General features: G+C 35.0%; 11 protein-coding genes. All 11 read left to right on the top strand.

Annotation, left to right across the window (positions count from 1 at the left end; translation table 11 throughout):
- Positions 1–13: 13 nt before the first annotated feature.
- Positions 14–2,206: a bifunctional metallophosphatase/5'-nucleotidase gene (locus tag CW357_RS10390; RefSeq protein WP_241155073.1), complete on the top strand. Its 2,193-nt coding sequence runs from the start codon at positions 14–16 to the stop codon at positions 2,204–2,206.
- Positions 2,207–3,054: 848 nt separating this feature from the next.
- Complete coding sequence (locus CW357_RS10385; RefSeq protein ID WP_119416407.1) at positions 3,055–4,029, top strand: LacI family DNA-binding transcriptional regulator; 975 nt, start codon at positions 3,055–3,057, stop codon at positions 4,027–4,029.
- An 11-nt stretch (positions 4,030–4,040) separates the two neighbouring features.
- Positions 4,041–4,925 carry a ribokinase gene (gene rbsK / locus CW357_RS10380; protein WP_124217970.1) on the top strand — a complete coding sequence of 295 codons (885 nt, stop codon included), beginning with the start codon at positions 4,041–4,043 and terminating at the stop codon, positions 4,923–4,925.
- Entirely contained in the window at positions 4,922–5,314 is a 393-nt protein-coding gene (gene rbsD, locus CW357_RS10375) for a D-ribose pyranase (RefSeq protein ID WP_119416405.1), read from the top strand. Before rbsK ends, rbsD begins: the two co-directional genes overlap by 4 nt.
- A 16-nt stretch (positions 5,315–5,330) precedes the next feature.
- A complete protein-coding gene (locus tag CW357_RS10370; protein WP_119416404.1) occupies positions 5,331–6,824 on the top strand; it encodes a sugar ABC transporter ATP-binding protein in 1,494 nt (497 codons plus the stop codon).
- Entirely contained in the window at positions 6,811–7,746 is a 936-nt protein-coding gene (rbsC, locus tag CW357_RS10365; RefSeq protein ID WP_199670750.1) for a ribose ABC transporter permease, read from the top strand. Before CW357_RS10370 ends, rbsC begins: the two co-directional genes overlap by 14 nt.
- A 15-nt stretch (positions 7,747–7,761) precedes the next feature.
- Positions 7,762–8,685 carry a ribose ABC transporter substrate-binding protein RbsB gene (rbsB, locus tag CW357_RS10360; protein WP_119416402.1) on the top strand — a complete coding sequence of 308 codons (924 nt, stop codon included), beginning with the start codon at positions 7,762–7,764 and terminating at the stop codon, positions 8,683–8,685.
- 756 nt (positions 8,686–9,441) lie between these two features.
- Positions 9,442–10,380, top strand: coding sequence for a nuclease-related domain-containing protein (locus CW357_RS10355; protein WP_158582376.1), 939 nt, complete (start codon positions 9,442–9,444; stop codon positions 10,378–10,380).
- A gap of 335 nt (positions 10,381–10,715) precedes the next feature.
- On the top strand, positions 10,716–12,161 hold the full coding sequence (locus CW357_RS10350) for a diguanylate cyclase domain-containing protein (RefSeq protein WP_124217969.1): 1,446 nt from the start codon (positions 10,716–10,718) through the stop codon (positions 12,159–12,161).
- A gap of 530 nt (positions 12,162–12,691) precedes the next feature.
- Positions 12,692–13,351: a hypothetical protein gene (locus CW357_RS10345; RefSeq protein WP_124217968.1), complete on the top strand. Its 660-nt coding sequence runs from the start codon at positions 12,692–12,694 to the stop codon at positions 13,349–13,351.
- 6 nt (positions 13,352–13,357) lie between these two features.
- Entirely contained in the window at positions 13,358–14,794 is a 1,437-nt protein-coding gene (locus CW357_RS10340) for an efflux RND transporter periplasmic adaptor subunit (RefSeq protein ID WP_124217967.1), read from the top strand.
- Positions 14,795–14,860: the final 66 nt, after the last annotated feature.

The following is a 14,860-nucleotide window of genomic DNA, read 5'->3' as shown; positions in this document are numbered from 1 at the left end:
TGGTTGGGAGAATATGTACAATCTGAAATTTGTAAAACCAGTAGCATCGCTTATATTGGGGAGTACCTTGTTAGTAGGAGCAGTTATTACAACGCCGGTAGATGTAAATGCTGCATCAGACTATAAGATTTCAAATGGTAAACTTGTAAAAAAATCTAATGGCAAGGTAGTTAAGGGGTATAAATTTTACAATAGCAAATTGTATAAAAATGGTAATTTATATACAGGGCTAAAAGGTAGTGTTTATTACAAAAACGGTAAAAAAGCAACAGGTAAATATAAAGGCATCTATTATGTAAAAGGAAAACCTTACACTGGTATTGGTAAGAAAACAGGAAAGCTATATGTAAAAGGAAAGTTGAATACTGTTCTTACATTATATAAAGATAAATTATATGATGGACCTTACTTAAACAAAGGATTGAATCTTTATAAAGGGAAGCTATATGATGGCGGAACTTTAAATAAGGGATTAGACCTTTACAAAGGAAAACTATATAACGGTTACAAATTAAACAAAGGCATTGTTCAATACAAAGGATTTTGGTATAAAAATTCAATTCTTGCTAATGGCCTAATTAAAACACCAGACGGCAAAGAAATTAAAGTAGTGAACGGTAAGAGAGATGATTTCACAATTTCAGTTATGCATACGAATGATACACACGCACATTTAGATAATATCGCAAAAAGAACAACGGCTATTAAGCAATTTAGAGCTGAGAAGCCAAATTCGTTGTTATTAGATGCAGGGGATGTATTTAGTGGAACGTTATATTTCAACGAATTTAAAGGGAAAGCAGATCTTAAGTTTATGAATAATTTAGGTTATGATGCAATGACATTTGGAAATCATGAATTTGACTTAGGATCGAGCCCAGAAGGACATCAGGCGCTTGTCGATTTCATAGAGGGTGCTAATTTCCCATTTGTTAGCGCAAACGTTAACTTCTCAGGCGATGATAGATTTAAAGGGTTATTCACCGATTTGATATCTAGTGATCCGAAAAAAGGAAAGATTTATAACGGTATTATCAAAGAAATAGATGGCGAAAAAGTAGGGATTTTCGGTTTAACAACAGCCGAAACAAAGGATATCTCAAGCCCAGGTAGTGTTAAATTTGAAAATTATATCGAAGAAGCGAATAAGGCAGTAAAAGCATTTGAAGGAAAAGGCGTTGATAAAATTATAGCGCTAACGCATATTGGTTATGATGATAATCCAGCTGTGGATAATGATCAAATTTTAGCTGCATCAGTAGAAGGTATCGATTTAATCGTTGGTGGTCATAGCCATACGCAATTAGATAAACCTGTAGTTATTGAAAAAGACATTAAAGGTAAAGAAAAAGACCCAACAGTCATTGTACAAGCTTTTCAATATAGTGATTTTTTAGGTACAGTGGATGTTAAGTTTGATTTCAAAGGTAAAGTTGTTCAATCAGATGGTCAATTAGTAAAAGTATCTGATCAACAAGAAGATCCGGAAGCTGCTGCAATGCTAAAAGAATACTCTGAAAAGTTAAAAGAAATTACAAACAAATCAATCGGAGCAACTGCAGAAAGCGAACTGACAAATCCAAGGACTGATTCTGATGGGAAAGGCGTTAGTGTTCGAAATAGTGAAACAGCCTTAGGTAATATTATTACAGATGGCATGCTGGCAAAAGCTAAAAAGTACGATGAAAATATCATCATGGCTTTACAAAATGGTGGAGGTATTCGCGCAGGCATTCCAGCTGGAGATATTACAGTTGGCGAAGTCATCACTGTTCTACCATTTGGAAACACACTTGCTACGATGTCTGTAACAGGTGCAGAATTAAAATCAGCCTTTGAAATAAGCTTCAAATCATATCCAAGTGAAAATGGCGGTTTCTTGCATGTATCTGGAGGGAAAGTAGAATTTGACTCCACTAAGCCAGCGGGTGAACGAGTTGTTTCAATTGCATATAAAGATAAAGATGGAAATTTCACACCAATCCAAGATGATAAAACGTACAAAATTGCGACAAACGCCTTCACAGCAAAAGGTGGAGACGGCTTCACAATGTTTGCAAAAGCCTACTCTGAAGGTCGTGTAACAGACCTCGGTTTATCAGATTGGGAGAACCTAGCAGAACATTTAACAAACCTAAAAACAGTTAAACCTACTATAGAGGATAGGATTGTAGATATTAATAAAAAGATAGACTTTCTAAAATAGTTGGCTAGCACATCCCCTGTGTATCCGTGTGATACATGGGGCTTTTTTATGGATATCAAAAAATAGAACGAATATAAGCAACGAATATAAGCATATCTACTTGCATTACTAAATCGATTTAAGCTAATCTAGGGAAACAACTGTTGATATACCAAAATATAGGTTAAATCCATACGATTCAGAGTTCAATCCACGGAAAACAGCAATTAATCCACGCAACTCAGTGATCAATCCACGCAATTACGGAGTTAATCCACGCAACTCCAGCTCCAATCCACGCAATAAGGAATTGAATCCACGTTCCGAACAATTTAAGTCCTCTTGCAAAACGAATCAAAGAAAAAATGCTCCCCTAGTTCGCGGCAAGAATATATGTTTAACAAATAATCAAACCCGCGACCAAAGTCTTTGAGAATCCAAAAAATGGATTGCGAATTTAATCCACGCAATAAGAAATTGAATCCACGTTCCAAACAGTTTAAGTCTTAACGTACTCTCTCCTCACATAAGAAAACTTTTCAGGCAGTCTTTTAATAATAATAAGGAAGTTTTAATTCAATTAGTGAAATTACATCCAAATAGTATAGCCTATTTAAAAATCCTTACAAAAAATCCGATTAAGTATGAAATATATTACATAATAAGGTTATTCAATTTGTTCAATTTTTTACTAGAATTTCATAATAATAGCGTGTAATAAACTGTTTTTTTAATATAATTGTCCGAAATGAATATTTAGTATAACCTATTTCAATAATTGTGTTGACATATAAAATATTTTTCAGTATATTAATGTGTATTCGATTACATGTGTAATCGGTTACACAATGCTACAAAGGAGGAAAAGAATGGTTACCATTAAAGATGTAGGCAAGCATGCAGGCGTTTCGGTCGCTACAGTTTCTCGCTATTTAAATAGCAAAGGCTATGTAAGTGAAGATGCAAAACGAGCAATTGAAATGGCAATCATAGAATTAGATTATAAGCCTAATCAGCTTGCAAGATCTTTAAGTACAAAAAAGACCAATATCATTGGTTTGCTTGTACCTGACATTACCAATCCATTTTTCCCTGAACTAGCAAGAGCTGTAGAAGATACAGCTTATACAAATGGTTATACAGTTGTACTCTGTAATTCTGGTGAACAGAAAGATAGAGAAATACATTATATAGAGTCGCTTCAACAAAAGTACGCCGCAGGATTTATCGTGACGACCAATCAACTTGAAGCAGACTATTATCGTAAAATAAGTTTGCCGATTGTGGCACTTGATAGAAGACTTGATCCGGCTATTCCAACTGTCACAACAAATAATATAGATGGTGCAACAATTGCAACTGAATATTTAATAGCAAGAGGTTGTAAGCACATACTATGTGTGCGTGGACCTGTTGGACTCGATGTAGCGGAAGACCGGTTTACTGGTTTTATGGAAACAATGAAGAATTACCCTAACATCTCTTCTGATATTATTACTAGTCAATTTGATTTTGATGAAGCAGAGAAAAAAGTATTTGACTACCTAAAAACACATGAATTCGTTGATGGTATTTTTGCATCAAGTGATGTTCTAGCAATTGGCGCTATGAAAGCTGCTCATTCGCTGGATGTTCAAATTCCTGGTGAACTTCAATTAGTAGGATTCGATGGCATCAGTATGGGGAAATTATTAACACCCGAATTGACAACGGTTGCACAAGATATATACAAGTTGGGCACTGCAGCAACAGAATTACTTATTCAAAAAATTGAAGGTCATGAAATAGAAAATAATTTGACGGAATTACCAGCAACACTTGTTATTAGAAGTTCGACAAAGTAAGGAGAGATTTGATGATTACTGTAATAGGAAGTATCAATATGGACTTAGTCGTTGATACAACTATTTTTCCTAAACAAGGTGAGACAGTTTTAGGAAACCTTTTTACAACAGTACCTGGTGGTAAAGGAGCAAACCAAGCTGTAGCAGTTGCAAGACTTGGTGGCGATTTACATATGGTTGGTGCAGTTGGTCAAGATAGTTTTGGCAAAGAGTTAACTAACAACTTAAAAGTTGAAGGTATTGACACACAATTTGTATATGCAACAGATGAAGCTGCGACTGGTATCGCGAATATATTACTTTACGAACAAGATAATCGTATTATTGTCGTTCCAGGCGCAAATGCATTGATCACTCCTAAAGAAATCGATGCTGCAAAATCTTTAATTGAAAAAAGTGAAATGGTCATTATGCAATTAGAAATTCCAGCAGACACCGTTCAATATGCATTGCAAGTTTGCAAAGATTTAAACGTACCCGTATTACTTAACCCTGCTCCAGCGGAATCTTTCAATCCTTCTTGGATGGACTTGGTAGATTACCTTACACCAAACGAAACGGAATGTGCGGATATTTTCTCTGAAGATGTGGAAAGCGCATTAGAAAAGTATCCAAATAAACTAATCGTCACATTAGGAAGCAATGGCGCTCGTTACTTTGATGGAAAAGAACATATTTTCATCGAAGGTTATAAAACAAAAGCTGTTGATACAACCGGAGCTGGTGATACATTTAATGGTGCATTAGCATATGCCGTAACAAATGGACAATCTCTAAAAGAAGCGGTTCGTTTTGCTAATATTGCTGCATCATTGTCCGTTGAAAAATTTGGCGCACAAGGCGGTATGCCAACATTACAAATGGTTGAAAATCGCCTAGGAGGACAAGCAAAGTGAAAAAACATGGAATTTTAAATCGTGATTTAGCTGGTATTTTTGCGAAAATCGGTCACACAGATACGATTATGATTGCGGATTGTGGGTTACCTATTCCAGATGGTGTTCCTTGTGTAGACCTTTCGTATACACTTGGAAAGCCTAGTTTCTCAGATATTTTGGACGCAGTTTTAGATGACTTTAATGCAGAAAAAGCATGGATTGCAACAGAGATGAATGTGCAAAATCCAACATTACACAGTCGGGTAAGACAAGTAGTCAATGTTCCGATTGAAACTGTTAGCCATGAAGAGTTAAAACAACTTTCAGCTAAAGCAAAAGTAATTATCCGTACAGGAGAAGCAACACCGTTTGCAAATATTATTTTGCAATCAGGGGTCATATTTTAAAAGGTGGTGATACCAAATGATTGAAATGACAGGCATTGATAAAGCTTTTAGTGGCAATGTCGTGTTGAAAGATGTCCAATTCTCACTTGCAGATGGAGAAATCCATGCTTTGATGGGTGAAAACGGTGCTGGTAAGTCAACACTGATGAAAATCTTAACAGGGATTTACGGCCGTGATGCAGGTGTCATCAAAGTAGATGGACAAGAAGTAGACTTCAAATCCCCAAAAGAAGCAGAAGCTATGGGGATTGCAGTAATTCATCAAGAACTTAATATTCTACCGGATTTAACTGTTGCTGAAAACCTATTTTTAGGCAATGAAAAAACAGTAGGTATGGGTATTTTAAAAACAAAAGAGATGAATAGAGAAGCTAGTCGTATTTTAAAACAACTCGGATTAGATGTTGACGTCAAAACACCGGCTGGCCAATTATCTGTTGGGAAACAACAAATTATAGAAATTGCAAAAGCAATCGAGACACACGCAAAAGTCATTATAATGGATGAACCAACTGCTGCGTTAACAGATCGTGAAATCAAAACATTATTCAAAACGATTCGAAAATTACAATCACAAGGTGTTTCCTTTGTTTATATTTCCCACCGTATGGAAGAAATATTCGCCATCTGCGATCGTATTACCATCTTACGTGATGGCCAGTACATTGGTGTCCGTGTCATAAAAGAAACGAATTTTGATGAAATTGTTAAAATGATGGTTGGTCGTGAATTGGGAGATCGTTTCCCTGAACGCAACGCTTCAATTGGTGAAGTCAAGCTTGAAGTGAAAGGCCTTACAAGAAATGACTATTGCCAAGATATTAACTTCCAACTTAGAAAAGGCGAAGTTCTTGCATTAGCAGGTCTAATGGGTGCAGGCCGTACAGAGGTAGCTGAGGCACTATTTGGCTATCGCAAGATGAACAAAGGTGAAATCTTCATCGACGGTCAAAAAGTGAAAATTTCAAATCCAATTCAAGCGAAAAAACATGGTATTGGCTTTGTGACAGAAGACCGCAAATCAGAAGGTTTAGTCGTTGATTTTTCTATTAAGGATAATATTATGCTTACAAACTTGGACAAGGCTTCCAAAATGGGTGTTATTAATTCGAAGAAGGAATCCACCTTTGTTAATAACCTAATGAAAAAATTAGGAGTTCGTTCATCTGGTGCAATGCAAACCGCAAAATCATTAAGTGGTGGTAACCAACAAAAAGTTGTTATCGCAAAATGGTTGGGTGATGCCCCAGAAATTTTAATCCTAGATGAACCAACTCGTGGTGTCGATATCGGTGCCAAAAAGGAAATCTACCAAATTATTAATGACCTTGCTGAACAAGGTGTTGCAATTTTAATGATTTCATCAGAATTACCAGAAGTTATCGGCATGGCAGACAGAGTACTTGTTATGCATGAAGGTAAAATTACCGGTGAAGTATCAAAAGAAGAAATGACTCAAGAAAAAATTATGCATTACGCTACTGGAGGTGACAAAGTTGTCCAAATCTAAAGGTTTAGTTCAAAAACTTGGACCACTATTAGGGCTACTTTTAATAATCATCATTATCTCATTTATGAGCCCTAGCTTTTTAACAGCTACAAATATTTTCAATGTACTACGTCAAGTTTCAATTAGTGCATTAATCGCATTCGGGATGACATTTGTTATCTTAACAGGTGGTATAGATTTATCTGTTGGTTCCACACTAGCATTAACTGGTGCAATTAGTGCAGGATTACTAGCAGGTGGCATGGATCCATTTTTAGCCATGCTAATCGGTTTACTTTTAGGTGCAGTACTTGGCGCAGTAAACGGATTTATTATCGCAAAAGGGAAAGTTGCTCCTTTCATCGCAACTCTAGCTACAATGACAATCTACCGTGGGTTAACACTTGTTTATACAGATGGTAAACCAGTGTCTGGCTTAGGTGATTCACTTGCATTCCAAATGTTCGGGAAAGGTTACTTTTTAGGTATTCCTGTTCCTGTTATCACAATGCTAATCGCATTCCTAGTTCTTTACTTCATTTTACGTAAAACAACTTTTGGACGTCGTGTCTATGCAATTGGTGGTAACGAAGAAGCTTCACGTTTATCTGGTATTAATGTAGATCGTATTACAATTGCTGTTTATTCATTAACAGGTATGCTTGCAGCTCTATCAGCTTTAATCCTAACTTCCCGTCTTAACTCAGCTCAACCAACAGCTGGACAATCCTATGAACTTGATGCCATTGCAGCCGTAGTACTAGGTGGTACTTCTTTAACTGGTGGTCGCGGATGGATTTTCGGTACATTAGTTGGTGCGCTAATCATTGGTGTATTAAATAACGGTTTAAATCTTATCGGGGTATCTTCATTCTTCCAACAAGTTGTGAAGGGTGTTGTTATATTAATCGCGGTACTTATCGACCGCAAAAAAACAGCATAGGAGAGTTTGTTTACAATGAAAAAATTATCTTGGACTTTAGCTTTATCAGCTTCACTATTACTAGGCGCTTGCTCAATGTCACCAAATGGTGATAGTTCATCATCTGATAAAGCGGCAAAAAAATCTACAGATGATATGAAAATTGGTATGTCAATCTCAACATTAAATAACCCATTCTTTGTTACTTTATCTGATGGTGCAAAAGCAGAAGCAAAAAAAGAAAATGTTGATCTTACAGTAGTTGATGCACAAGACAACGCTTCTAAACAAGCTTCTGATGTAGAAGACTTAATCCAACAAGATGTTGACTTAATCATCATCAACCCAACAGATTCAGAAGCAGTTGCTTCAGCTGTTGAATCTGCAAACGATGCGAATATTCCAGTTATCACAGTTGACCGTTCTTCTGAAGGCGGCGAGGTAGTATCTCACATCGCTTCAGATAATGTTAAAGGTGGCGAAATGGCCGGCGAATACTTAAAAGAATTAGTTGGCGACGGTGCTAAAGTTGCTGAACTTGAAGGTGTTGCTGGTTCATCTGCAGCTCGTGACCGTGGTGAAGGTTTCCACAAAGTAGCTGACAAAGGCTTAAACGTTGTGAAAAAACAAACTGCAAACTTCAACCGTTCAGAAGGTTTATCTGTAATGGAAAATATCCTTCAATCTAACCCAGATATCAAAGGCGTTTTCGCTCACAATGACGAAATGGCTCTAGGTGCTCTTGAAGCAATCGAAGCATCAGGTAAAGACATCAAAGTTGTAGGCTTCGATGCTACTGACGATGCCCAAAAAGCAGTAAAAGCTGGTAAAATGGCTGCAACAATCGCTCAAAAACCAACTGAAATTGGTCAAATTGCATTAGACACAGCTGTAAAATCACTAAAAGGTGAAAAAGTTGCCAAATCAATCCCAGTCGATCTTGAATTGATCAAAAAATAATATCTCCACCATGCTAATCCCAGTCTCCCCATGAGGCTGGGATTTTTTTTAGAGAGAGATGGGAGATAAAGAGCGGAGAAGTGTGTTTATAGGAGCGAGTTGTGCAAAAGAGAGTTTGAGTTGTGCAAAAGGAGGAGCGAGTTGTGCAAAAGAGAGTCTGAGTTGTGCAAAAGGAAGTCTGAGTTGTGCAAAAGAGAGTTTGAGTTGTGCAAAAGAGAGTTTGAGTTGTGCAAAAGAGAGTGAGTTGTGCAAAAGGAAGTCTGAGTTGTGCAAAAGAGGATCTGAGTTGTGCAAAAGGAGGAGCGAGTTGTGCAAAAGGGAATCCGAGTTGTGCAAAAGGAAGTGAGTTGTGCAAAAGGGAGTCCGAGTTGTGCAAAAGGAGGAGCGAGTTGTGCAAAAGGAAGTCTGAGTTGTGCAAAAGGAAGTGAGTTGTGCAAAAGAGAGTCCGAGTTGTGCAAAAAGAAAAGCCAGTTATAATAAAGAAAGCCCAAGTAGTTCCCCAAATCCCCACTAAATGCTCTCCCTTGTCCGCGCCCCAGAAAAATATAATCAGCTAAATCCCTGCCGCGAACAATAAGAGCATCAGTCTCAATAAATGTCACTGAAAATACTAAAATTTATAAAATAATATATTGTAAAATAAAAGAATTTAAGTAAAATATAGTTGAAAATATTCATGCTAGGAGATGATCCAAAATTATCGAGCCGAGAAATAAAACACTGCTTTTTACTGCTTATCAAAGATTGTTGCTAAGAGTGAATCCAGCTTATCCAAAAAGAGCAGAAATAGAGAAGGATCTTGAAAATCTAAAGATAGGCTTTAAAGGTGAATATCGAATTGACCAAGCTATTAAGGAAACTCATTTTACCGATGCTTTTTATGTATTACCAAATGTTGAACTGAAAGTCTCTCCCCACAGACGTATAGAGATAGATACATTAATTTTGACAGAAAGATTTATTTGTATTTTTGAGGTAAAAAATTTAAAGGGCACCCTGAAATTTAACGAAAATCCTTACTCGTTACATCAAACAATTAACGGAAAGACTTATAGCTATCCATGTCCTCAACAGCAGACATTAAGGGCGGCGGATAGTTTACACTATTGGTTAAGGCAGCAATTCAAAATAAATCTTCCTATTCAAATAGCAATTGTTCTGCCAAATCCAAATGTCTTAATCGAAACAGCCCCAACAAAAGTAAAATTGCTGAGTCCTAGAGAAATCCCCCTATTTCTGCAAGGACTAGACACACACTCTAAAATAGTTTCGGGTAATCATTTAAAACAAATTGTTTCAACTATTAAACGTGAAAATTCCCCATTTAACATTTTTCCTTTAGCAGAAAAATATAATATCCCTATAAATCATCTGAGAACTGGCATTGTTTGTCCTTGCGGTGGAAACGGCATTCGAACTACACAAAGAACATGGATCTGCACCAGATGTAAAGAAACTATCAAGAAGGCAATTGAGAATACGCTTTTCGATTGGTTTTTACTTTATAAATCAAGTATTTCTCATAAAGAATGCAGTAATCTATTACAAATTCAAAACCGTAATACTGTCACTAAAATTTTGAAAAACATGAAACTGGAAGCAACAGGAAGTACTAGATCTAGGCTCTATCACTACGATTATAAGAAAGATTTGGTCAAACAAGAAGCTAGTCTAGTAAATCTTATATATGTATGAAAATCTAGTCTCAAGACAAGAGGTTGGATTTTCTCTTTTTAAAAGGAAAAAATAAAAGGAGCATAAAATTGTATATTTATGCAAATAGTTAATAACTATTCGACTTATTGCAAAATAATAAGATTCAATTATCCTATGAAAAAATACATAATAGTTTGGGAAAGTTGTATCATTTAGTCATTCGATATATAATTAATACTCCCTAAAACCTATCCTATTCGTCAAAATATTACTAATTTAAGGAAATAGGTAAAAAGCTATTGTGCTATTACTCAATTTTTATGATAATAATCTGTGAGGCAATAAAGAATGTATCGGAATGGAGATAAAAAAATATGAGTATCCTTCAGCGTGATATTTCAAAATATATAGCAGAGTCTAAAAAACGTTGTAAAAAAAGGAACTTAGATCCTAATGTAATACCAGATCTAGTAACAGTAAGTTTACTAGAATTGGGCCAAAAGATGTATCAGTTTAAAAGTATTTTAAAAGTATCAGATTTTTTTGTGGAGAAATTTTTTAAGACGATTGAAAATATTCCAATACAGCTGGCAGTTACAGATGAAAATGGAACCATCTTAGAACTAAAAGGTGATGCAAATATAAAAGATCAGATGAAGCATATGGGATTTCGCCCTGGTATAAAGTTTATAGAAGAATATGCTGGGACCAATTCAGTCAGTTTAGCTTTAGAAACAAATCAGCCAGTTGAATTAATCGGGACACAACACTATCATAGTTTTTTAAAAAACACAGCTTGTTATTCAGTTCCTTTTGAATTCGAGAATTTGCACTTAAAAGGAACGTTCTCAATTGTAACTTTAGCAGATTATCAAAGTCCTTTACTATTAACATTACTAGCAACTACAGTTGATTTAATAGAAAGAGAGTTAATGATAAGAGAGCAGAATAAGCAGCTGAATATATTTAACCAAGTTGTAACGGAGTCTACTCAGAATGGTATTATCAAGGTGGATGATGAGGGTGTGATTGTAGAGTTCAATCAGACTGCCGAAAAATTAACTGGATGGCAAAGGGAAAATGTAATAGGTGAAAAAATATCTAAAGGTAACCCTTTGCATAAGTATTTTGATCAAATTCTTGAAGAAGGAAAAGAAGTGTCTGATTTTGAAATAGCGATCAAAAATACACGTTTAGATCAACAGATTATGTGCTTATTAAATGGAGTTCCAATTTATGAGAATGTCGGAACTATATCAGGAGTATTTTTTCAATTAAAAGACATTACAGAACGATATCAAGCGACGGCGAGTATCAATTATTTAGCATATCATGATGATTTGACAACATTACCAAATCGTAGATGTTTCTTAGATTTGTTGAAAGAACAACTGGTAAAAGCAGAAGAACATCAAAAAATGTTTGCTGTTTTTCTATTAGATTTAGATAATTTCAAAACAGTTAATGATACTCTGGGACACGGAAAAGGCGATAAACTCCTGTTTAATGTAGCAAAAAGGTTGGTAGAAAACTTACCTGAACAAGCGAAAATTTTCCGCATTGGTGGGGATGAATTTACCATTCTCCTTACTGATATTCAACAGAAAAGTGAAGCAGTAGAAGTGGCAAAGAAAATCGTTCAATTGTTCCAACAATCTTATATTCTGGGAAATCATGAATTGAATATTAGTGTAAGTGTTGGAATATCCATTTATCCTGATGATGGGCAGGAAATAGATTGGTTATATAGTAAAGCTGACATAGCAATGTATGAAGCAAAACATCAAGGTGGAGCTGGATATACAATTTATCATTCTTAGTTGTGAAGAATTTCCAAAGGACGGAAATGAAACTAAAAAGGTTAGAACGCAACTTTCGTAAAAATGCTGTTATTACCGAAAATATTTAAAAGGCAAAAGCGTCATATGGACAGTTTTTGCCTTTTATGCAATACCATCCCTCGTATAAATGAGAACTCCTTTAATTTTGAAGCTCACATTTTGCTCAATATTCTTTGTAATATTATTGTACAGTAAAACAAATTTAATTTCACTGAATATTTATATTATTTATACTTTTTTATTCGGCTTTTAGATGCATATTTATTCTAAAAAGTCCCATGAATTCAACAAAAAATTCCTATCTATATAGTTGACAATTCATTCTATTAGTTACTAAAATAAAGTTGAAGTAAGAGAAGATACATATCATATCGAACAATATAAATTTGATCAGATATTTGAAAGCTCTGTTATGAGAAACCTCTCTACAGAGCTTTCTGTATTTAAATTGAAAAAATTTATAGATTAGGCCAACTATAGCAACAAGAAATTTTAAAGGAGATTTGAACATGACACTTAAAGTAAATCCTATCAAAGGGATTTTAAAACCAAATGAATATTGTGCAGAACTAGAAGATGCTGAACAATATTCACGGTATAGATTAAATATATTTTTCCTATTCTTGATAAGTGTTTTTACGTATATAATAAGCGGTGCTTTTGGAATCGGTACACAATCGATTTCCAGTGAATTATCAAGTATAGGCAATCACGCGTTTGAGGCAAGAAAACAGTTATTTCTAATTGGTAGATTGTTACAAGGAGTTTTGGTTCCTTGTGTATTAATCTTTGGTTCTGCCTTATATTATTTTGCGTTTATCAATGGTAGCTTTCGTAAATTAGTCATTGTTCAACTAAATGTCTTTAGTATCTTTTTAATAGAGAAGATTATTCAATTGCCTTTATTTCTCTTGCTTAATGTAGATGCGACATCTGATATTTTTTCTTTAGGAATTATTGCACAATATATTTCTAATAATGAATTGCTGATTCACTTTTTAGGTGAACTGACATTATTTAGAGTGGCTATGTTAGCGTATTCTTATTACTATTTATCAAGATTAGTAGAATCACGTAAAAAAGTGGTTATTGCGGCTACAATCCTATTTTTACTATATTGGATTTTCGCAAGCTTTATGTCTTATATAAAAATAGGATTCTTTTTCTAAAGGAGGATGAGAAAGTTGAAAAAATGGGGCAAATTTATAATTGCTGCAGTTGCCATAGTTTTTGTTGGAATCAATCTTTTCCTCTTATTAAAGCAAGATAGTAAAGCGGCAAGAACAGTTAATATTAATAATTGGACAACTGTTGAAAAGGGCAATGTAAAGAAATTAATGCATACAACAGGAGTGACAAAGCCGGAAACTGAAACTCATGTGTATTTTGATCGACAAAAGGGTACTTTGGATAAAATATTAGTAAAAGAGGGAGATGTCATATCGAATGACACACCTTTATATTCATATAATTCTCAGAAACTAGAAGATACAAAAGCAGAGTTAGAAGATGAGGCAGAAAAACTTCAAGGTGAAATTGATAGCATAGACCAAGAAATCACTCAACTGCAACAAATTACACCAAACGATTCTACCAATAAGGCGAGCACAACATCAAAAGACAAGAAAGTTAATGTGGATGTAGAAGTTAACACATCTTCAATTGTTGAAGGTAACGTTAAACAAAAAGTGGCAGAGGCTGAAGCTGAAAAAGGAAAAGTAGAAGCGACATTAAAAGCAACGGAAGCTAAGATTTCTAGAGTGGAAGATCAATTGGCAGATTTAACTGTAAAAAGTACTGTAGAGGGACAAATTGTCAATATTAATGAGGATTTAAAGGATCCAATAATGACAATCGCTTCGAATAATTTAGTTGTGAAGGCAATTGTACAAGCTAAAAAAGTTGGTGAGGTTGCTGAAGGGCAATCTGTTAAATTATATTCTACGTTAACGAAGAAATACTATAACGGTACGGTTTTACAAGTTATCACATATCCAAATAAAGCTAAGAAAGATAAAAAAGAAGATCCTACTTATTCATTTTTAGTTAACATAACAGGTGAAGCTGCAAAGAATGATAAGCAAAAAGATCAAGCAGAAGTTGGTACATCACCTGAAACGCAAGATTCACAAAGTAATGGACAAACAGTAAAAGATGGAACATCAGAAGATCAAAGTCAATCTGACCAGAATGCTACACAAGACGGAGCAGACCAATCTGCCAATACTCAAACTGTAGCACCAACTAAACCATTGCTTATCGGAACGAACATGAAGTTACAAGTAACATTAGCAGAAGCAACGAACACACCAATTCTACATGCTAACTCGATTTTGAAAGACAATAAAAAACATTATGTATATCAGTTTACAAATAAAGGATTGGTTCAAAAGCAAGAAGTCACATTAGGTGTAACCTATAAAGGGAAATACCAAGTGGTCAAAGGATTAGAAGTTAGTGATGTAATCGTTACTGCCAAAGATTCTATCAAACTACCATCTACTTCTAACTTTATCACGCCGTTAAAAACAGCTAAAGTTCAAAACAAAGAGTTGAAAAAGATGAAACAATCCCAACAAGCAAAATATATTTTAATTGGGATGTTTGAATAGTTGTAAATTAATTTCTTATATTTACTATAACAACTTTAAATCCACCCTAACTATTTCGGATTTTAG

The organism is Rummeliibacillus sp. TYF005, assembly GCF_003844195.1.
GTDB lineage: Bacteria > Bacillota > Bacilli > Bacillales_A > Planococcaceae > Rummeliibacillus.
The sequence above is the reverse complement of the archived record's forward strand: the minus strand, read 5'-3'. Positions and strand labels throughout refer to the sequence as shown.

Coding starts and splice junctions, on each gene's coding strand:
- CW357_RS10385 (WP_119416407.1), top strand. CDS start 3,055: ATGGTTACCATTAAAGATGTAGGCAAGCATGCAGGCGTTTCGGTCGCT.
- CW357_RS10350 (WP_124217969.1), top strand. CDS start 10,716: ATGAGTATCCTTCAGCGTGATATTTCAAAATATATAGCAGAGTCTAAA.
- CW357_RS10390 (WP_241155073.1), top strand. CDS start 14: ATGTACAATCTGAAATTTGTAAAACCAGTAGCATCGCTTATATTGGGG.
- CW357_RS10370 (WP_119416404.1), top strand. CDS start 5,331: ATGATTGAAATGACAGGCATTGATAAAGCTTTTAGTGGCAATGTCGTG.
- CW357_RS10345 (WP_124217968.1), top strand. CDS start 12,692: ATGACACTTAAAGTAAATCCTATCAAAGGGATTTTAAAACCAAATGAA.
- rbsB (WP_119416402.1), top strand. CDS start 7,762: ATGAAAAAATTATCTTGGACTTTAGCTTTATCAGCTTCACTATTACTA.
- CW357_RS10340 (WP_124217967.1), top strand. CDS start 13,358: ATGAGAAAGTTGAAAAAATGGGGCAAATTTATAATTGCTGCAGTTGCC.
- rbsK (WP_124217970.1), top strand. CDS start 4,041: ATGATTACTGTAATAGGAAGTATCAATATGGACTTAGTCGTTGATACA.